This window comes from Arthrobacter sp. CAN_C5 (genome assembly GCF_017875735.1).
Lineage (GTDB): Bacteria > Actinomycetota > Actinomycetes > Actinomycetales > Micrococcaceae > Arthrobacter_D.
This window is the reverse complement of record NZ_JAGGMZ010000001.1, coordinates 2742549-2761743: the sequence shown is the minus strand read 5'-3', so window position 1 is coordinate 2761743 and position 19195 is coordinate 2742549. Positions and strand designations below refer to the sequence as shown.

Genomic DNA, 19195 nt, shown 5'->3' with positions numbered 1-19195 from the left:
TGGCCCGATTCTGTACTGGCGGGCTCCGCGCTTAACCTTGAGAGGTGAGCGAACAGTTTGAGCGGTTGAGCCGATTGCCCCTACGCGACGATCTCCGGGGGAAGCACCCTTACGGTGCCCCCCAGCTGGACGTCCCGATCCTCCTGAATGTCAACGAGAACACCTACGGGGTCCCGGACGAGGTGCGGGAGGCAATCATCGCTGCGATCAGCCATGAGGTCGGCGGCCTGAACCGGTACCCGGACCGGGAGTTCACCGAGCTCCGCACCAACCTGGCCCGGTACCTGGGCCACGGGCTGACTCCGGACAACCTCTGGGCGGCGAACGGGTCCAATGAGGTGCTGCAGCACCTTCTGCAGGCTTTCGGGGGGCCGGGTCGGTCCGCGATTGGCTTCCCGCCGACCTACTCCATGTATCCGCTCCTTGCCAGCAGCACCGGCACCCGGTACATCGCCGGGGAAGGAAACGGGCAGTTTGATCTCAGTGCCGGCGATGCTGCCCGCCAGGTACAGCAGTCCGGGGCAAACATCGTTTTCCTTTGCTCGCCCAACAATCCCACCGGTTCCGCCCTTGGGCTGGACGTCGTGGAAGCCGTTTATGAGGCCAGCGAGGACGCCCAGGCGATCGTGATCGTCGATGAAGCCTACGCAGAGTTTGCCCACACCGGCACGGTCAGCGCCCTGACCCTACTGGAGGGCCGCGAGCGCCTCGTGGTGTCCCGCACCATGAGCAAGGCCTTTGCCATGGCCGGAACCCGTCTCGGTTATCTGGCGTCCGCACCCGAGGTTACTGATGCGCTGCGGCTGGTCCGCCTGCCATATCACCTCTCGGCAGTGACGCAGGCGACCGCCAACGCCGCCCTGACCCACTCCGGGAAGCTGCTTGCCAATGTGGAAAACATCAAGGCGCAGCGGGACCGGATCGTCGAGAGCCTGCGGGGTCTGGGACTGTCACCGGTCCCGTCGGACGCCAACTTCGTCCTCTTCGGAGGTCTTGAGGATCCACAACGTATCTGGCAGGGCCTGCTCGACGCGGGCGTCCTGATCCGTGACGTTGGCATCCCCGGCCATCTGAGGGTCACGGCCGGTACCGAGACCGAAACCACAGTGTTCCTTGACACTCTGGGATCGTTGCTGGGCAGGACCGTCTCCTAGACTGGTAGGAGACCGTGCCCAGCGGCATCGCGCGTTGGCGACACGAACCACCGCATCACCCAGCACCCATCCGCTATGCACCAAGCGAAACGAACCAACCGAAGGACAGTCATGAGCGTGGAAACCACCGTCGGACGCACTGCGAGCCGGGAGCGGGCCACCAGCGAATCATCGGTCTTCGTCCAGGTGGATCTGGACGGCACAGGCCGAGCGGAGATCAGCACCTCGGTGCCGTTCTACGACCACATGCTGACAGCCCTGGCGAAGCACTCCCTGATCGACCTGACGGTCCGTGCCACTGGCGATACCCACATTGACGTCCACCACACCGTCGAGGACGTAGCCATCACCCTCGGCGAAGTGCTCCGGGAGGCCCTGGGCAGCAAGGCCGGGATCCGCCGGTTCGGCGAAGCGACGGTTCCCCTTGATGAGGCGCTGGCCAACGCGGTCGTCGACATCTCAGGCAGGCCCTATCTGGTGCACACCGGCGAACCCGCAGGCCAGGAGTACCACCTGATCGGTGGACACTTCACCGGCTCGCTGACCCGCCACGTCTTCGAGGCCATCACCCTGCACGCCCAGATCTGCTTGCACATGACCGTCCTTGGCGGGAGGGACCCGCACCACATCGTTGAGGCCCAGTTCAAGGCATTTGCCCGCGCCCTCAGGGCTGCGGTGGAGCCTGACCCACGGGTGGAGGGCATTCCGTCTACCAAGGGGGCGCTATGAGTGCCCCACGTGTCACCGTCCTGGACTACGGTTCCGGGAACATCCGATCGGCGGTCCGTGCCCTTGAGCACGTCGGGGCCGACGTCACGCTCAGCGCCAAGCCCGACGACGTGCTCAACGCCGACGGACTGGTCGTGCCCGGCGTCGGGGCCTTCGCGACGGTGATGAAGGGGCTCAAGGACGTCGATGCCCTCCGGATGATCGGTCGACGGGTCGCCGGCGGTCGCCCGGTCCTGGGGATCTGCGTCGGACTGCAGATCCTCTTCGACGAGGGCGTCGAACACGGTGTCCGCTCCGCAGGCATGGGTGAATGGCCTGGAACCGTCGAGCGGCTCCAGGCCGACGTCGTCCCCCACATGGGCTGGAATACCGTCAAGGCACCTGTCGGGTCCCGCCTCTTTGAGGGGATCGACAACGAACGGTTCTATTTCGTGCACTCCTATGGGGTGCAGCAGTGGAAGTTTGACGTCACCCAGCCGGCCATGAAGCCGCCGCTGGTGACCTGGGCAGACCATGGTGGACCGTTCATTGCGGCCGTCGAAAACGGTCCGCTGAGCGCCACCCAGTTCCACCCCGAAAAGTCGGGTGACGCTGGGGCGGCCCTGCTGTCGAACTGGACAGCAGGGCTCCGTTAGCCATGTGGAGCATAGTGCTGATGGGACTTGCTGGCCTGCTGATCGGTGGGGCCATCTCCTTCCGGGCGCAGGAATTGCCCAAGTTCCTGATCATCAGCTTCTGGGTGCTTGCCGGAATGGCCCTGCTCGGCGCCTACCTGCTGACCCTCACCGACATCTGATCCTGAAGACATCCGACAGCTACGAAAGAGTCCCAACACCTGATGAGCCCCTTTACCGAATCACCCATTCTTGAACTGCTGCCAGCTGTTGACGTCGTCGATGGTCAGGCAGTCCGCCTGGTCCAGGGCGAGGCGGGCAGTGAAACTGGCTACGGCGACGCCCTCGAAGCAGCCCTCGCCTGGCAGCACGATGGTGCCGAGTGGGTCCACCTGGTGGACCTGGATGCCGCGTTTGGCCGGGGATCCAACCGGGACCTGCTGGGCCGCGTGGTCGACCAGCTCGACATCAAAGTCGAGCTCTCCGGCGGCATTCGCGACGACGCCAGCCTTGACGCGGCACTTGAGCTCGGTGCGCACCGGGTGAACCTTGGCACTGCGGCGCTTGAAGATCCCGAATGGACCGCTTCCGCCATCGCCCGCTACGGCGACAAGATTGCCGTCGGCCTGGACGTGCGCGGCACCACCCTCGCAGCCCGCGGCTGGACCCAGGAGGGCGGGGATCTATGGGAAGTTCTGCAGCGCCTCGAAGACGCCGGCTGCTCCCGGTATGTCGTCACCGATGTGACCAAGGACGGCACGCTCCGCGGACCGAACCTCGAACTCCTTCAGCAGGTACTGGAACGCACCTCGCGGCCGGTCGTGGCGTCCGGTGGCATCTCCAGCCTGGAAGACCTCGCGGCGCTGCGCCAGCTGGTCCCGCAGGGGCTGGAAGGGGCGATTGTCGGGAAGGCGCTGTATGCGGGGGCTTTCACCCTGCCCCAGGCGCTAGACATCGCCGGCCACCCGGCGCCGCGCGTGTGAGCGAACGGCACCTCCCGGCGCACATTGCCGCCGCCCTTGCCGGCAATACCGCCGACTCGGCCGGGCAGGCCTGGGAAGGCCGTGACCTGAGTGGCGACGGCAACCCGCTGCACAACTTCGACGACGACGACGGCGCCGCCCCACCCGCCTACACCGCGGCAGTCAACCGGCTGTTGACCGGAGACGGTGATGAGGCGGCGGTGCTCGCTGCGCTGGCCGGAGTCCGTGTCTTCGTGCCAGTGGTCGCCCAACTGGTGGCTGGGGGAGACCCCGCACATGGTGGGGACAAGGAAGCCGACATGGCCCTGGTGACCCTGAAGGCACCTGATGGCCGAAGTGCCCTGCCGGTGTTCAGCTCCACCGCAGCGCTCACCGCATGGCACCCGGAGGCCAGGCCGGTGGCGGTCTATGCCCCCCGCGCGGCACTCTCGGCGGTGGCTGACAACTCGGAACTGCTGGTCATTGATCCCGGAGCGCATTTCACCTTCGTGGTCCGCCGGCCGGCCCTCTGGGCACTGGCCCAACAGATTCCCTGGGAGCCCGCCTACAGGGATCCGCGGATTGCCGAACTGGTGGCCCTGGCTACCGGCGAGGAACCGGCCATCCTGCGGGCGGCCGTGGGCCCTGGCAGCGGGGTTCGGGCCCGGGCGGCAGACGGTACACTGGCATCCGGCGGCGGCCCGGGGCCAGAGGTGCGACTCCAGATCACCCTTCGTGACGGACTGGCCGAAGACGCCGTCCGCACAGTGGTCCAGCGGCTTCAGGACAACCTGCGCGGCAATACAGAATTTGTGGAACGGGTCGACTCACTTGAGGTGGTGCTGACCCGCTGAGAACGTGCGGGCGGACCCGCAGAAGAGGGAACACAGTGAACTTTGCCCTCTACCGGGAGCTCCTTCGCATCGTCCCGGTGCGGCGCCTGCTCATCGTGGGGATGATCGCCCGGTTCCCGCATTCAGCGGCGGGCGTCCTGCTGACCCTGCACGTGGTGCAGACCCTCGATCGCGGCTACGCCGAGGCTGGCGCCGTCGCCGCCTTGCTGACGATTGGGATCGCCGTTGGTGCGCCCTGGCGGGGCCGCCGGGTCGACAGTGCGGGGCTCCGAAAGGCCCTGATCCCCTCGGTCATCGCCGAGGCGGTGATCTGGTCGGTTGCTCCCCAACTGTCTTACGAATGGCTGCTCCTCGCCGCACTGGTTGGCGGCCTGTTCACCCTGCCCGCGTTCTCGGTGGTCAGGCAGTCCCTCGGCGTCATGGTCACCGGCGAGAAGCGGCGTACCGCGTTCACCCTCGACGCCATCGGCACCGAAATGATCTTCATGGTGGGCCCGGCGCTGGGCGTGATCCTGGCAACCCAGGTCTCCACGGTGCTGGGACTTACCCTCGTGGGACTGGCCACCGCCGGGGCCGGCCTGTTCCTGATGTGGTTCAACCCGCCGACCCGTACCGAGCAGCTTGGCGCCTCCGCGGCCGCGCCTACCGAGGCCGAAGACGAGGCTGCCGCCGTCGGGGCGCTGGTCGCTGCGGCCCCGGCCCATGTCACTGAGGCGTCGGCTGAACTTCATCCGGGTAGACGTACCGCCGCCGGGCCAGCGGCTTTGAAGGACCGGATGGCCGGGAGCTTCGGCTGGCTCTCAGTTGCCGTTGCGGTGGTCCTGGTGGTCGCCGCCGGAGCAGGACTGGTGTTGGCCGGGACCGAGGTCGGGATTGTGGCAGCGCTCGAGGAAACCGGGCGAGAGGGCGAACTCGGGCTGGTCTTCGCCGCCTGGTGCGCAGCATCGGTGGTCGGTGGGCTGGTCTACGGAGCGCTGCGCCGGCCAGTGTCACCCCTGGTGCTGTTGCTGCTCATGGGGCTGTTCACCATTCCGATGGGGTTCGCAGAAAACACCCTGGCACTGTGTCTCCTGTCGATCCTGCCCGGTTTCCTGTGCGCACCGGTGCTATCCGCCGCATCGGAACGGGTGGCAGACCTGGTGGTCGAGGAACGCCGTGGGGAGGCGATGGGCTGGTACGGCTCGGCGCTCACCTCAGGTGTGGCGCTCGGGGCGCCGCTGGCGGGTATCACCATTGACACGGTGGGACCCTCCGCCGCGTTCACCACCGTGGGGTCAGTCGCGGTCACCATCTGTGTCCTCGGCCTCGGCGCCCAGCAGGTACGACGCCGACGTGCGGCGTGAGAGCTAGTTGACGGCCCCGGTGAACTTCTCCCCGGGTCCCTTCCCGGGGGCGTCCTGGATGACCGAAGCCTCACGGAACGCCAGCTGGAGCGACCGCAGGCCGTCGCGCAGCGGGCCGGCGTGCTGGCCGCCAATCTCTGGTGCGGCCGCGGTGACAAACCCGGCGAGGGCGGTGATGATTTTCCGGGCCTCGTCCAGATCCTTGAGCTCCTCCGCGTCGTCGCCTTCGGCCAGGCCGCACTTCACCGCGGCGGCACTCATCAGGTGCAGGGCGCTGGTCATGATCAATTCGACGGCGCTTACCTCGGCAATGTCGCGCCGGACCTGGCGGCCGTCGTCGTCCGTTGGCTGCCCGGCAGCGCTCGGCTGCGTTGGTTCGCTGGCTGCGCTGGCGGAATCGCCGTTGTCGGCGGGGGACTGGAAGACATTGCGGGCGCTGTCTGGATTACTGGCGGGGGTGCTCATGCTGGTAAGCTTGTCACAGACCGACTGGAGGTCGCTATTTCCTGCGCCCGCACGGGGCATGAAAAAGATCACTTCCAGTTTGCAAGCGGAGTCCTCTCCCACCCGCGATTGCCAGGTGTTTCGTTTCGAAGCATGGTGGCAGCCGGGTAATAGGTCGGTGCGTACGGCGCGGGATTGCTTTCCTGTCAGTACGGCCCCACTGTAGTGGGCTCACCGATCATCGAGGCCTCTGATTGCACTGCAATCGGGGGCCTTCTTCTGTTGCGGTGGGTAACACTTCATAAGATTTCAGGAGCAACACATTAGCGAGCCAAGAATCAATGATCGTATCCGCGTCCCTGAGGTGCGGTTGGTAGGACCTGCGGGCGAACAGGTAGGCATCGTCCGTATTGAGGATGCTCTCCGTCTTGCCTCCGAGTCAGACCTTGATCTTGTTGAGGTTGCACCGCAGGCCAAGCCTCCGGTTGCCAAGCTGATGGATTTTGGCAAGTACAAGTACGAAGCCGCCGTCAAGGCTCGTGAGGCGCGCAAGAACCAGACGAATACCGTTCTCAAGGAGATCCGGTTCCGCCTGAAGATTGACACCCACGACTACGAGACCAAGCGCGGACATGCAATGCGTTTCCTGGGTGCCGGTGACAAGGTCAAGGCCATGATCCAGTTCCGTGGACGTGAGCAGCAGCGCCCCGAGATGGGTATCCGCCTGCTGCAGAAGTTCGCGGAAGACGTTGCCGAGGTGGGCATCGTGGAGTCGACTCCGCGAATCGACGGCCGCAACATGGTGATGGTCATCGGTCCGGTCAAGAACAAGGCCGAAGCGAAGGCTGAGGCTCGACGCGCCACCCAGCGTGCCGACGCCAAGGCAGCGAACGAGGCTGTGAAGGCTGGTACGGAGAAGGTTGACACCACTCCGGACAAGGCGCCAATGACGCAGAGCCTCGCCGACCTGCTTCCTGACGGCTATTCGACGACGGCCTCGCAGGAGGCTGCAGAAGAAGCAGCAGCGCAGAAAGTGATCGACGCCGAGGTTGCAGCGAAGGAAGCCGCAGCCCAGGAGATCGTCGATCGCGAGAAGGCGGTCCAGGACAAGGCGGACAAGGAAGCTGCAGCAGCCGAGGCCGCGAAGGCGGCGAAGGCTGCTGAGAAGGCTGCCGCCGACGCACCCAAAGCCCCGGCCAAGCCCAAGACAGCAGAGAAGCCAGCGCCGGCCGCCAAGCCTGCCGCGGCGCCGAAGCCGATGGCAACCCCGAAGCCAATGGCGATGCCCAAGCCAGCAACACCAAAGCCTGCCAGCAAGGCTGCTCCCCGGAGCACGCCGAGCCGGCCTAAGCCAGGAACCTCCGACTAGGGATCCAGATCCCCGGAGCCACCCGGCGCCCTAATAAACCCGCAGGCACCCCCGCGGGTGCCGTACGAACCGCCCGCAGTCGCGGGCGGAAACCAAAGGAGATCGGTTCTCATGCCGAAGATGAAGACCCACAGCGGTGTCAAAAAGCGTTTCAAGCTGACCGGAAGCGGCAAGCTCAAGCGCCAGCAGGCCAACCGCCGTCACTACCTGGAGCACAAGCCCTCCACCCTGACCCGCCGTCTCGGCAGCGACAAGATCGTCTCGAAGGCCGACACCAAGGTCATCAAAAAGATGCTGGGCATCTAACTCACCAACCAACTTAACCGGGACAGGCCCAGTGCACTGCTGTTTGCAGGACAGGGCAACACCAAGATGTTCCGGTAGATCTACTGAAGGAGTACGCACGTGGCACGTGTGAAGCGGGCGGTAAACGCCCATAAAAAGCGTCGGGTTATTCTCGAGCGGGCGAAGGGTTACCGGGGGCAGCGTTCACGCCTATACCGTAAGGCCAAAGAGCAGCTCCTGCACTCGTTTGTCTACAGCTACGGCGACCGCCGCAAGCGCAAGGGCGATTTCCGTCGCCTCTGGATCCAGCGCATCAACGCTGCGTCCCGCGCCAACGGCCTGACCTACAACCGTCTGATCCAGGGCCTGAAGGCCGCTGAGATCCAGGTTGACCGCCGGATGCTGGCCGAGCTTGCAGTTTCCGACGCCAATGCGTTCGCCGCACTGGTGCAGATTGCCAAGGATTCGCTGCCTGCCGACACTTCGGCACCCGCTGGCGCCGAGGCCTCATCGGCCAAGGCACCAAAGAAGGCACCCGCCAAGGCATAGCCTGACGGCTTGGGCATAACGCCCCCCAGCTGCCGGGTTGACCGGATTACTGGGAAAACTGAATAACTGAGAACATCAGTACATGACTAACACCGGACGCCCCGCGGCACCGCCCATGACCAACCCCCGAGCTGATCGGGTGAAGGAAGTGGCACGACTCGCGGGGCGTCCGGCCCGCTTAAGGCAGGGCAGGTTTCTCGCTGAAGGGCCGCAGTCCGTCCGCGAGGCGCTGAGCCTGCATTCGGCTCGGCATGCCGCGGGTGAGCCTTCGGTGGTCGAGGAACTGTTCATCACCGAGGAGTGCCTTGAACGGCACGCTGAACTGGGCCTCTTTGAGGGCCAACCCGCGCCCCGGCTGGTCACCGAGGAGGTCCTCGCCGCCATGTCCTCGACCGTGACCCCCCAGGGTGTCATCGCCGTCTGCGCCTTTGTCGACGTGTCCCTGGAAACGGTGCTCGCGACTGAACCACGGCTGATCGCCGTGATGGTTGAGGTCCGCGACCCCGGCAACGCCGGTACGATCCTTCGGGCGGCCGACTCGGCCGGTGCCGACGCGGTGGTGCTGACGTCGTCGTCCGTGGACCTGTACAACCCGAAAGCGGTTCGCTCCACCGTGGGATCGCTGTTCCATCTTCCCGTGGTGATGGGAGCCGATCTGGAACTGGTGCTCTCCTCCCTGAGGGAACACGGGATCACAGTATTGGCGGCCGACGGGTATGGGAACGTGGACCTCGACGTGCTGCAGGAAGGGAGCGCCCGACGCCGGCTGGCGCCTGGCAACGACGGGCAGGGTGCTGACGCGGCACAACTGGAGGCGCGGACGGCATGGCTGTTCGGCAACGAAGCGCAGGGGCTGCCCGACGACGTTTTGCGGGGGGCTGATCACCGGGTGTCGGTGCCCATCTACGGGCGGGCTGAGAGCCTCAACGTCGGCACGGCAGCGACCGTCTGCCTCTACGCGTCGGCCAGGGCGCAGCGCCTCAGCTGACCGACACCGGCTCGGCAGGCTCGGCCGCTGCCGCCCGGGTGCGCCGGTCGATACGGCCGCTGGCCAGCGCGACACCGAGACCAATTGCCGCGAGCACCGCACCGACCAGGGCCGGCGCGGTGTAGCCCCACCCAAGTTCGATGACGACGCCACCGAGGAACGCGCCCAACGCGTTCGCCGTGTTCAGGGCGGCGTGATTCAGGGAGGACGCGAGCGACGGGGCGTCGGGCGAGACATCGAGCAGTCGGACCTGGAGCGATGGGATGAGCATTGCGCCAATCGCGCCTACCAGGAAGACGAAGAGCAATGCCGTCGGTGCCCACTGGACGGCGAAGGAGAACGCCACCAGCGTGAGGGCGATGACGCCCATCACCCAGTAGATGGTGCCCATCACGGAAATGTCCGCCAGGCGGCCGCCAACAATATTTCCGGTCACCATGCCGAGACCGTAGAGGGCGACGACGATCGGCAGCGTTGCCGACGGAAGCCCTGTCACTTCGGTCATGGTGGGGGAAATGTAGGAGTAGACGGCGAAGAAGCCGCCGAAGCCGACGATGCCGATCAGCAGGGTCATCCAGACCTGGAGATGCTTCAACGCGCCAAGTTCGCCCCGGATGGAGGCGCCCTTCTTGACCTGCAGGTGGGGGACGCTCCGCGTGATCATCACGATGGTGAGCACTCCGATTGCTCCCACCAGCAGGAACATGGTGCGCCAGCCGAAGAGCTGGCCCAGCCAGGTGGCGATCGGCACGCCAATCACGTTGGCGATGCTCAGACCCAGCATCACCATCGCGACGGCGTGCGCCCGACGGGTCGGCGCTGAGAGCGAGGCGGCGATCACTGCAGCCAGGCCAAAGTAGGCGCCGTGCGGCAGGCCGGACAGGAAACGGGACAGCAGGAGCCAGCCGTATTCGCTGGCGAAGTAGGACGACAGGTTGCCGACGGTGAAGACGACCATCAGCCCGATGGCCATTCCTTTGCGGGGCAGTCGTGCCCCCAGCGCGGCGAGCAGGGGTGCACCGACGACGACGCCGATCGCGTAGGCAGAGATGACATGTCCGCCCTCGCTGTCGCTGATATTGAGGGCCCCGGTCATCTCCGCGAGGAGGCCCATGATGGCGAACTCGGTGGTGCCGATGCCAAAGCCGCCCATCGCCAGCGCAAGGATGGCAAGGTTCAGCTGCCGGGGGGACAGGGGGGAGGTGCGTCGGGCATCAGACATGGAACTCGATTCGGCGGCATGGGATGAAGAAGGAGGCGAAGTCCTGTAGGGCGCAACGCGTCGACGCCGTTGTCTATTTCAACTCTAGCCTTGCCTGGGCTGGTGCCGCCTTCCCGTGTGACGGCAACGGCCCAGGCTGTGCAGCAGACCGAACCTGTCGATGTAAGGAAGATCATGGCTGCTGGCGCGAAGGGTGACCAGCCGAACAACCAGGTCCGGGCACTCTGACGGGGCCGCCCGGCGAACAACTGGACTCGCTGGACGCGCCAGCTACACTCGGTTCGTGCCTGCAGAGAACCTACCGCGCCAGATCGTCGGCGCCGCGATCGTTGATTCCCTCGTCCGCCCCACCCGGCTGCTCGCCGCGCGTCGGACGGCTCCCGAACAGTTCGCCGGGATGTGGGAGTTCCCCGGCGGCAAGGTGGAGGCGGGGGAGTCGGACACCGCTGCCCTCCACCGGGAGTTGCTGGAGGAGCTCGGGGTGACAGTTCTGCTGGGGGCAGAGGTGGTTGGGCCCGTTCCCGGGGGCTGGCCGCTCAACGAGCGCGCCGTGATGCGGGTCTGGCTCGCCGAGGTTGCCACCGGCGAGCCTGTGCCGCTTGAGGATCACGATCTACTGTCATGGGTGCCTCTTGGAGGATCGGACGAACTGGTGAACCTGGCCTGGATCCCGGCGGACCGTCCCATCGTTGACGCTCTGCTGACCCAGGTAAGCGTCCCACACTAGATCTGCGCGCTACTAGAACTGGGCTGCCTTAGAACTGGGCCGTACTAGAACAGTGTTGGCTCTGAGCCTGCTGCACGTGATGGTGGGGAGAGAGCCGTCGGGGAACCCGCCTCACCGTCGTCGGGTGTCCCGGGCTGAAGCTCACGGAAGAATTGCGCGCCAGAGGTGAACCCGTGTCTGGCCCGGTGGTGCCGGATTCTGCCCGACAGCCAGGTCCGGTATTCCTTCGACGCGTAGCTGCCTCCGCGGTAGAGCCGCTGATAGCGGCCTACGAGCTGTGGATGGTTGGCTGCCAGCCAGTCCATGTACCACTCGCGGGCACCAGGACGCAGATGGAGCGCACCCGCCGAGACTCCGCTGGCTCCCGCCGCCGCCAGGGCCCCAAACAGTGCAGCAAGGGCTTCATCGCTATCCGTTAGCCACGGCAGGATCGGCATCGCCAGGACGCCGCAGGGCAGGCCGGCATCACGGAGCCGACTGATCAGCTCCAGCCTGGCCTTGGGAGTAGGTGTTCCTGGCTCCACCGCATGGGCCAGCGCCGGGTCAATGATCGCGAGCGAAATGCCCATCCCTATCTCCACCGAGGACGACGCCTGCTTCAACAGCGGGATGTCCCGGGCCAGCAAGGTCCCCTTCGTGAGGATGGAGAAGGGTGTCCCCGAATCGGCCAGCGCGGTGATGATGTCGGGCATCAACTGGTAACGCCCCTCAGCACGCTGGTAGGGGTCGGTGTTGGTGCCCATCGCCACATGTTCGCGTCGCCACGAGCGGCGAGACACCTCGAGCCGCACCACTTCCCCGGCGTTGGTCTTCACCACGAGCTGGGAATCGAAGTCCAGCCCGGTATCGAGGTTCAGGTAGCTGTGGGTCTTGCGGGCGAAGCAATAGACGCAGGCATGTGAGCAGCCACGGTAGGGGTTGATGGTCCAGTGAAATGGCATGCTGGAGGTGCCCGGAACCTTGTTGAGGACCGACTTCGCCAGCACTTCGTGGAAGGTGATCCCGGCGAAGTCGGGTGTCCTGACTGTCCGTACCAGGCCGCTCAGGGGGAGCAGCGCCTCCTGGGGAACCGGCGCCGTCGTCGTCGTACTCTGCCCAACCCATCGCATAAATACATTAGAACATATCTTCTAATGTATTTGATAGGAGCGTACTTGTATGCTGTGGGTCCAGGGTAAGAAGGGGGTCTGCGCCATGGGCCAGGTGATCGAAGTTGATGGTCTCCGGAAGTCGTTCGGGCGCCGGGAGGTGCTGCATGGCATCGGCTTCGGGGTGGAGCGTGGAGAGGTATTCGGCGTCATCGGCCCCAACGGTGCCGGGAAGACCACCACCATGCGGTGCCTGCTGGACATCATTCGCCCCAGTTCCGGAAACATCAGGATCCTGGGCCAGGACCCCGGCGCAGCCGGACCGAGGCTCCGCCGCCGGATCGGGTACCTGCCGGGGGAGCTGTTCCTTGAGCAGCGGATCACCGGGCGACGGCTCCTGGCGCACTATGCAGCGATCAGCGGCACGGTTCGGCCGGGGCGGGCTGACGAACTCGCGGAACGGTTCAATCTTGACCTGGACCGCCATACCCGGAAGCTTTCCAAGGGCAACAAGCAGAAGCTCGGGCTGGTCCAGGCCTTCATGCATGATCCCGACGTGTTGATTCTGGACGAGCCCACCAGCGGGCTTGATCCGCTGATCCAGCAGGAGTTCCGCTCGCTGCTGCGCGAGGTCCAGCACAACGGTCAGACGGTTTTCCTCAGTTCGCACGTCCTGAGCGAGGTCCAGCAGGCGGCGGACAGGGTGGCCATCCTGCGCGACGGCGACATCGTGCGCATCTCATCGGTCGCCGACCTGCGGGAGGGTGCCCACCGGCAGGTCAGGATTTCGGTGACTGGCGTCCCCCCGGCCGAGGTGGAGTTGCTGCTCCGGGACGTGCCGGGACTCCACCTGAAGCATGTCCACGCCGCCGGGGAGCTCACGGAGGTTTCGGCGACCCATGAGGGAGCCATCCAGCCGCTGATCCAGGCCCTCGCACCGCTGCAACTGGCGGATCTGGTCATCGAGGAACCCGATCTCGAGGAATCGGTTCTCACCCTGTACGGTTCAACCGCGAAGGGCGGCGCTGGGGAAATCGCAGCTGGCAGCGCCGAACGCGCACCGGGGGCACACGCAGCTGGCGCTGCCGGCACCCGCGGCGGCGAACGGACCCTGCCATGACTCATTCGGCACCCGCGGCCCGGGACCGGTCCAAGACACCGCCTTTGTCGACACCGCCTTTGTCAGCACTGCCCCTTTCGACACTGCCCCTGTTCCGACGGGCACTCCTCGATCACTGGCGTTCCACGGTGGCCTGGGCGGTGGGGCTCGCCGCGGCCATCATGCTGTACCTGCCGCTGTTTCCCTCTCTCGGGAACAGCGCTGAGATGCAGGACCTGATCAACGCGCTCCCTCCGGAGATGACCCGGGCACTGAACTATGATCAGATCGCCTCCGGCTCCGGGTACACACAGGCCACAATTTTTGGTCTGATCGGCTTTCTGCTGATGACCATCGCCTCAGTGTCCTGGGGCGCTTCGGCGGTGGCCGGCGACGAGGAATCCGGCCAACTTGAGCTCACGCTCGCCCACGCAGTGAACAGGCCCCAGGTAGTACTAGAGCGGGCGCTGGCGATCGGGGTGCGGATCGTGCTGCTCTCGGCTGTGGTCTTTGGCCTGGTCTGGCTGCTGATTGGACCGGCACAGCTGGAGATAGACACCGCGCACCTGTTCGGCGCCACGGTCCTGTTCGCGGGGCTCGCGCTGCTCAGTGGCATGACGGCGCTTTTTGTCGGGGCGATGAGCGGCAGGAAGATGTACGGGACCGCCGCAGGCGCAGCAGTGGCCGTCCTGGGCTACGTGTTGAACGCCGTCGGACGCCAAAGCCCTGATCTGGAGTGGCTGTTGAACCTCTCCCCCTATCACTGGGCCTACGGCAACTCACCGGTCGCCAACGGCGCGGATTGGGGCGCGGCTTTCTGGTTGTGGGCGATCTCAGCTGCGCTCGCCGGTCTCAGCGCGGTGGCGCTGAACCGGCGCGACGTCGGTATCTAACGTCGTTCTCTGAGGTGGGAATGTGACCTTCGGATGCGACGTGATCTGGCGCTGGAAGCGAAGTGCCTGCTAGGTCGTAAGGTCACGGTGCTGGATCAGGTAGGCGGCGAGACCCACGCCTGCCAGCGCGATGAGAGTCATGCTGAGAGCGGGCACCGGGTCGAAGGCCTCTACTGGCATGGCGGGCGAGTGGTGGAAGGGGCTGAGCGCCTGAAGCCACTCGGGGAGTCCCAGGAGTTCTCCGAATTGCCCAAGGATTAACCCGGCGACCAGCAACCCCCACCCCACCGGCGCGCTCCACCGGGGGATCGTCGCAAAGGCAATCGCTGGCGCCGCCACGAAGACAGCGGCGGCCGGAACGTGTGCCAGGCTGGCGGCCAGCAGCTCGGTCCCCGGGGTGCCGGTCATCCCGGCGAGCCAGAATCCGAGGGTAGCCGCACAGCCCGCAACCGCCGCGACCGCCGCCGCTGAGGAGAGCGCCAGCACCAGGTTGGCGGTCAGCCAGCTGGTCCTGGACAGGGGAACGGCCAGCAATAGTTCAGCCCTCCCCTCGGCCTCCTCCGCGCGCATCCGCAGCACCCCCTGAATTCCGGCGGCGGCCGCCAGAACCCCTGCGATGCCAATCAGCGCAGCGGTGAACACGTAGACAATCTGGGCTTCGATCCCTGGCACCAGGCGGCCGATCAGTTCCGCTAGCGAATTGTTGCCCTCTACGGCATCCGTGACCACCGGCCCGAGTCCACCCGCGATGCCTCCCATGACCGCCGCGCCGACACACCACCCGATCAATGTGGAGCGCTGAAGGTTCCATGCCAGGCCAATCAGCGACCGCCCACCGGCACCGGCCCGGGGTCGGCCCGCTCGTTCCGGCAGCAAGCTGGCACCGAGATCCCGCCGTCCCCGGATGAGCAGGACGACCACCGCTAACACTGCAGCGGACACCGCCAACGCGACCAATGGCAGCAGATCGGGGGCGGTAAAGGGTCGGGAACGCTGCCCCCACCCGATGGGGGACAGGACCGAGATCCAGCCGCTCGTGACCCGCGTGAGCTCCGTGTTCGGTGTCCCGAGGGCGTCGCCGACGCCCCTGAGCAGGTACGCCGCCCCCACCAGGGAAGCCGCCGCCCCATTGGCGCTCCGCCCCGATGGCATTAGCTGCGCCATTAACCCGGCGACGGGCACGAAGAACAATCCGACGGTCCCGACGGCGGCCCCAGCCGTCAGGGAACCGGGGCCAGGCAGGCCCGCAGCGGTGCAACCCGCAGCTACGCACCCGGCCAGAATAAGGTTCGCCGCGCATCCCACCAGCAGTGTCGCGCCCAATGATGCGGAGCGGGGGAGTGGTGTGGAACCGATCAGTTCGGCCCTCCCCAACTCCTCGTCGGCCCGGGTATGCCGAACCACCAAAAGGGTACTCATCAATCCGGCGAGCAACGCGGTGAAGGCATAGCCCTGGAAGAACACCACAGCCCCCATACCGGAGCCGTCGGGGAGACCGCGAAGAAACAGCAGGGACGGGTTGGCGGTGGCCACAGCCATAATCGCCCGCCGGTCGCCCTCCTCGCTGAACTCTGAAGAGACGGCTCCCGCGGTGGCGAAGCCAAGCAGCCCGATACCGAGGATCCAGATCGGCAACAGGATCCGGTCCCGCCGGACCTGGGCGACGGCGAGGCGGAGCAGGCCAGGCATGAGTCAATCCCGCCCGGTTTGTCCGTCGCCGGCCCGTCCCGCACCGGTCCGGCCAGCGCCGGTCTGTCCCGCGCCGGGACGCTGGCGAAGGGTCCCACTGGTGGCTGCTGGTTCGGCATAGTGACGGAGGAAGAGCGACTCCAACGACGGCGGGGACACCGACAGGCCACTCGGCCGTGCGGCGGCAACTGCCTCCAGAATGGTCGGTAGGGAGGGAGCCTCGACCTCGAACTCCAGAGCGCCGCCGTCGTCGTGGATTTCCTGGACGCCGGGCAGGGCGGCGAGAAGATCCGCACTGACGCCCTCCACCCGAAAGTGGGTCAGCTTCAGATGTCGCAGGTCGGCCAGGGTGCCCGATTCCACCACCCGACCCGCACGGATGATGGTGACCCGGTCGCAGAGTTGTTCCACTTCGCTCAGAATGTGGCTCGAAAGCAGCACCGTTGCGCCCTCGGAATGCACCCGGCGGACCTCGCGGCGGAAAGCATTCTCCATGATCGGATCCAGGCCGGCGCTGGGCTCGTCCAGGACATAGAGCTTGGCGGGCCGCGCGAAGGCGGCAATCAACGCCACTTTCTGCCGGTTACCTTTTGAATAGGTGCGGGTCTTTCGACGGGGGTCAAACTCGAACTCGTCAATCAACCGGCTGCGCTCGGTCTCATCCGCGCCACCACGCAATCCGGTCAGCAGATCGATCACCTCACCGCCGGAGAGGTTGGGCCAAAGGCTCACGTCCCCGGGGACATAGGCAAGGTCCCGGTGGCAGCGGACGGGGTCCTGCCACGGATCCGTCCCGAAGACGCTTGCAGTTCCTGCGGTCGGACGGATGAGCCCGAGGAGAATTCGGAGGGTCGTCGATTTTCCTGCGCCATTGGGTCCGAGGAACCCGTGCACCTCACCGGCAGAGACCGAGAGGTCGAGACCGTCCAGCGCGCGGGTTCGGCCGAAGTCTTTCTCCAGCCGACATACCTCGATGATCGGATCTGATGCTTCAGCCATAGCGCGTCCGTTCACCCACCCGCCGACAACGACACGGCCGTTTCCGCGGCGTTCCTGGGGCTCGCTGCCCTCGGGTCAACCTGACATCGACGGATACTGGACACAGCCTACAAGCGCCACAGCGCAGCGGATAGGGCTCTACCGCATTCGTCAGGTTTGCCGGTTCCACCCTAGGCTGGAGCCCACGCCTGCCAGCTAGCCGAAAGGGCCCCATGCCGCTCGACGTCGAAAGTCTGCGTTCCCATTTCCCCGCACTGTCCTCGGGGATTGCCCACTTTGACGGACCCGGCGGCACGCAGACGCCGGGCGTCGTCGGGCAGGCGATCGCCGATACCCTGACCAGCCCGCTCTCCATCCGTGGAAGCTCGGTCGCGTCGGAGCGTAATGCGGATGCGGCGGTGCTCGGCTTCAGGCAGGCCATGGCTGATCTCCTCAACGCGGATCCGCTGGGGATCGTGTATGGGCGCAGCGCCACCGCGCTGACCTACGACTTCGCCAAACACCTGAGCGCCGGATGGGGGCCCGGCGACGAGGTGATCGTCACCCGCCTCGACCATGACTGCAACGTCCGACCCTGGGTCCAGGCCGCCGAACGGCAGGGAGCAGTGGTCCGCTGGATGAGTTTCGACCCCCAGACCTCCGAGCTGGACCTCGACGGCCTGAGGGCAGCCCTAAGGCCCGCCACGCGGCTCGTCGCGGTCACCGCCGCCTCCAACCTGCTGGGTACCATGCCTGACATTGCCGCCATCGCAGAGCTGACCCACGACTCCGGTGCGCTCCTTTACGTGGACGGGGTGCACTATGCTGCCCATGCCAGCGTCGACGTGCAGGCGCTGGGCGCCGACTTCTTTGTCTGCTCGCCGTACAAATTTCTGGGCCCCCACTGCGGTGTCCTCGCCGCAGCGCCAGCCCTGCTGGAGACCCTTGTCCCGGAGAAGCTGCTGCCCTCCACCAACGCGGTGCCAGAGCGCTTCGAGCTGGGTACCCTGCCCTACGAGATGCTGGCCGGGACGACGGCGGCCGTTGACTTCACTGCCGCCCTCGGGGACGGTGGATCGCGACGGGAGCAACTCCAGGCGGCCCACCATGACATCGGAGCGCACGAAGCGTCACTGCTGAAGATCCTCGAGGCGGCGCTCGCCGAGATGCCAGCGGTGACGGTCCACTCCCGGGCCGCAGTCCGGACGTCCACCCTGCTTCTCACCTTTGCCGATCGAAGCGCCGCCGACGCCAGCCGGTTCCTCGCTGGCCGGGACATCCTGGTGCCAGCGAGTAACTTCTACGCTATTGAGGCGTCGAACGTGTTGGGGCTCGGAGACACTGGTGGCTTGAGGGTGGGGTTGGCGCCCTACACGAACCTCGACGACGTACGGCGGTTGATCGAGGGTCTGACCGCGTTCTTCGGCTAGCCCGGTACAGGCTGGTTCGGGAGAGAAAAGTGGCGCACCGGCAAACGCGCTGTCGGGCAGCCACTCATCTGTGGGTCCGCCACTCGTTGGGGCAGCGCCTAGGCTTGACCCATGATTCTCTTCACAGGATTCGAGCCCTTCGGTGGGGAAGCCCTCAACCCCTCCTGGCTTGCGGCGCAGGAAGCCGCCGCGGCCCTGCGGGCGGTGGGCAGTGCGGCTGTCGCCGTTGAGCTGCCCTGTACCTTCGGGGAAAGCCTCACCAGGCTGCGGGAAGCGGTGAGCGAACACCGCCCCGGGTTGGTCCTTTGCGTCGGGCAGGCGGGAGGCCGCGCCAGGATTTCCCTGGAGCGGGTAGCGATCAACGTCGACGACGCCCGCATCCCCGACAACGCCGGCAACCAGCCCGTTGACAGCCCCATCCGTCCCGGCGGCCCCGCAGCGTATTTCTCCACCCTGCCAATCAAACAGGCGCTGCAGGATCTGACCGTCGCCGGTATTGCCGCCGAAGTGTCCCAAACCGCTGGGACCTACGTCTGCAACCACGTGTTCTACGGGCTGATGGACCTGCTGTCCGCCAGCGGCGACGGTACGCGCGGCGGGTTCATCCACGTGCCGTACACCCCGGACCAGGCCGCCGTCCACGGCGCGCCGGGAATGCCGGTGGCCGAGATGGCCGACGCGCTGGTCCTCATTGCCCAAACCAGTCAGACGACGACGTCGGACCTGCGTCTTGCCGCCGGAGCGGAACACTAGGGTGCTGCCCGGTGGACCTCCGCTG

Annotated in this window: 22 protein-coding genes; 17 read left to right on the top strand and 5 right to left on the bottom strand. The window is 66.1% G+C overall.

Going from position 1 to position 19195, the window contains the following annotated elements:
- Nucleotides 1-44 precede the first annotated feature (44 nt).
- From H4V95_RS12950 to H4V95_RS12920, 7 genes are all read left to right on the top strand, one after another.
- Nucleotides 45-1154, top strand: a complete 1110-nt coding sequence (locus H4V95_RS12950; protein ID WP_196866274.1) for a histidinol-phosphate transaminase — start codon at nt 45-47, stop codon at nt 1152-1154.
- 111 nt (nt 1155-1265) lie between these two features.
- Nucleotides 1266-1883: an imidazoleglycerol-phosphate dehydratase HisB gene (hisB, locus tag H4V95_RS12945; protein ID WP_196866273.1), complete on the top strand. Its 618-nt coding sequence runs from the start codon at nt 1266-1268 to the stop codon at nt 1881-1883.
- Entirely contained in the window at nt 1880-2518 is a 639-nt protein-coding gene (gene hisH, locus H4V95_RS12940; protein ID WP_196866272.1) for an imidazole glycerol phosphate synthase subunit HisH, read from the top strand. Before hisB ends, hisH begins: the two co-directional genes overlap by 4 nt.
- Nucleotides 2519-2538: 20 nt before the next feature.
- Nucleotides 2539-2679, top strand: coding sequence for a hypothetical protein (locus tag H4V95_RS12935; protein WP_196866370.1), 141 nt, complete (start codon nt 2539-2541; stop codon nt 2677-2679).
- Nucleotides 2680-2721: 42 nt separating this feature from the next.
- The gene (gene priA, locus H4V95_RS12930) at nt 2722-3480 is read left to right on the top strand and encodes a bifunctional 1-(5-phosphoribosyl)-5-((5-phosphoribosylamino)methylideneamino)imidazole-4-carboxamide isomerase/phosphoribosylanthranilate isomerase PriA (protein ID WP_196866271.1); all 759 of its coding nucleotides are present in this window, start codon (nt 2722-2724) and stop codon (nt 3478-3480) included.
- On the top strand, nt 3477-4313 hold the full coding sequence (locus tag H4V95_RS12925; RefSeq protein WP_196866270.1) for an SseB family protein: 837 nt from the start codon (nt 3477-3479) through the stop codon (nt 4311-4313). Before priA ends, H4V95_RS12925 begins: the two co-directional genes overlap by 4 nt.
- Before the next feature lie 35 nt (nt 4314-4348).
- Nucleotides 4349-5656: an MFS transporter gene (locus H4V95_RS12920; RefSeq protein WP_196866269.1), complete on the top strand. Its 1308-nt coding sequence runs from the start codon at nt 4349-4351 to the stop codon at nt 5654-5656.
- 3 nt (nt 5657-5659) lie between these two features.
- Here the strand turns inward: H4V95_RS12920 and H4V95_RS12915 are convergent, their stop codons facing one another.
- Nucleotides 5660-6121, bottom strand: a complete 462-nt coding sequence (locus H4V95_RS12915) for a DUF1844 domain-containing protein (protein ID WP_196866268.1) — start codon at nt 6119-6121, stop codon at nt 5660-5662.
- A gap of 343 nt (nt 6122-6464) precedes the next feature.
- Here H4V95_RS12915 and infC point away from each other — a divergent pair, with 343 nt between their 5' ends.
- The 4 genes from infC (at nt 6465) to H4V95_RS12895 (ending at nt 9291) form a co-directional block, all read left to right on the top strand.
- Nucleotides 6465-7469 (top strand): translation initiation factor IF-3, encoded by a 1005-nt coding sequence (gene infC, locus H4V95_RS12910; protein WP_395939840.1) that lies wholly within the window; start codon nt 6465-6467, stop codon nt 7467-7469.
- 111 nt (nt 7470-7580) lie between these two features.
- Nucleotides 7581-7775, top strand: a complete 195-nt coding sequence (rpmI, locus tag H4V95_RS12905; protein ID WP_019483418.1) for a 50S ribosomal protein L35 — start codon at nt 7581-7583, stop codon at nt 7773-7775.
- A gap of 99 nt (nt 7776-7874) precedes the next feature.
- On the top strand, nt 7875-8303 hold the full coding sequence (gene rplT, locus H4V95_RS12900; RefSeq protein WP_196866267.1) for a 50S ribosomal protein L20: 429 nt from the start codon (nt 7875-7877) through the stop codon (nt 8301-8303).
- Between the two features lie 82 nt (nt 8304-8385).
- Nucleotides 8386-9291 (top strand): RNA methyltransferase, encoded by a 906-nt coding sequence (locus tag H4V95_RS12895; protein WP_196866266.1) that lies wholly within the window; start codon nt 8386-8388, stop codon nt 9289-9291.
- Here the strand turns inward: H4V95_RS12895 and H4V95_RS12890 are convergent.
- On the bottom strand, nt 9284-10513 hold the full coding sequence (locus H4V95_RS12890) for an MFS transporter (RefSeq protein ID WP_196866265.1): 1230 nt from the start codon (nt 10511-10513) through the stop codon (nt 9284-9286). The genes H4V95_RS12895 and H4V95_RS12890 overlap by 8 nt on opposite strands.
- A gap of 102 nt (nt 10514-10615) precedes the next feature.
- Here H4V95_RS12890 and H4V95_RS18685 point away from each other — a divergent pair, with 102 nt between their 5' ends.
- Nucleotides 10616-10741: a hypothetical protein gene (locus tag H4V95_RS18685; RefSeq protein WP_281064533.1), complete on the top strand. Its 126-nt coding sequence runs from the start codon at nt 10616-10618 to the stop codon at nt 10739-10741.
- Nucleotides 10742-10796: 55 nt separating this feature from the next.
- A complete protein-coding gene (locus H4V95_RS12885; RefSeq protein WP_196866264.1) occupies nt 10797-11240 on the top strand; it encodes a (deoxy)nucleoside triphosphate pyrophosphohydrolase in 444 nt (147 codons plus the stop codon).
- A gap of 44 nt (nt 11241-11284) precedes the next feature.
- On the opposite strand, the gene H4V95_RS12880 is transcribed toward H4V95_RS12885, so the two are convergent.
- A complete protein-coding gene (locus H4V95_RS12880; protein ID WP_196866263.1) occupies nt 11285-12349 on the bottom strand; it encodes an Rv2578c family radical SAM protein in 1065 nt (354 codons plus the stop codon).
- Nucleotides 12350-12434: 85 nt separating this feature from the next.
- Here H4V95_RS12880 and H4V95_RS12875 point away from each other — a divergent pair, with 85 nt between their 5' ends.
- Both H4V95_RS12875 and H4V95_RS12870 read left to right on the top strand, forming a co-directional pair.
- Complete coding sequence (locus H4V95_RS12875) at nt 12435-13448, top strand: ABC transporter ATP-binding protein (protein WP_196866359.1); 1014 nt, start codon at nt 12435-12437, stop codon at nt 13446-13448.
- A 44-nt stretch (nt 13449-13492) separates the two neighbouring features.
- A complete protein-coding gene (locus H4V95_RS12870; RefSeq protein ID WP_245345697.1) occupies nt 13493-14320 on the top strand; it encodes an ABC transporter permease subunit in 828 nt (275 codons plus the stop codon).
- A gap of 69 nt (nt 14321-14389) precedes the next feature.
- On the opposite strand, the gene H4V95_RS12865 is transcribed toward H4V95_RS12870, so the two are convergent.
- Both H4V95_RS12865 and H4V95_RS12860 read right to left on the bottom strand, forming a co-directional pair.
- Nucleotides 14390-16009 (bottom strand): ABC transporter permease, encoded by a 1620-nt coding sequence (locus H4V95_RS12865; protein WP_196866262.1) that lies wholly within the window; start codon nt 16007-16009, stop codon nt 14390-14392.
- 3 nt (nt 16010-16012) lie between these two features.
- The gene (locus tag H4V95_RS12860) at nt 16013-17008 is read right to left on the bottom strand and encodes an ABC transporter ATP-binding protein (RefSeq protein WP_209730824.1); all 996 of its coding nucleotides are present in this window, start codon (nt 17006-17008) and stop codon (nt 16013-16015) included.
- A gap of 212 nt (nt 17009-17220) precedes the next feature.
- Here H4V95_RS12860 and H4V95_RS12855 point away from each other — a divergent pair, with 212 nt between their 5' ends.
- Nucleotides 17221-18417 carry a cysteine desulfurase-like protein gene (locus tag H4V95_RS12855; RefSeq protein ID WP_209730823.1) on the top strand — a complete coding sequence of 399 codons (1197 nt, stop codon included), beginning with the start codon at nt 17221-17223 and terminating at the stop codon, nt 18415-18417.
- Between the two features lie 111 nt (nt 18418-18528).
- A complete protein-coding gene (gene pcp, locus H4V95_RS12850; protein ID WP_196866259.1) occupies nt 18529-19170 on the top strand; it encodes a pyroglutamyl-peptidase I in 642 nt (213 codons plus the stop codon).
- The last annotated feature ends 25 nt before the right edge of the window (nt 19171-19195 follow it).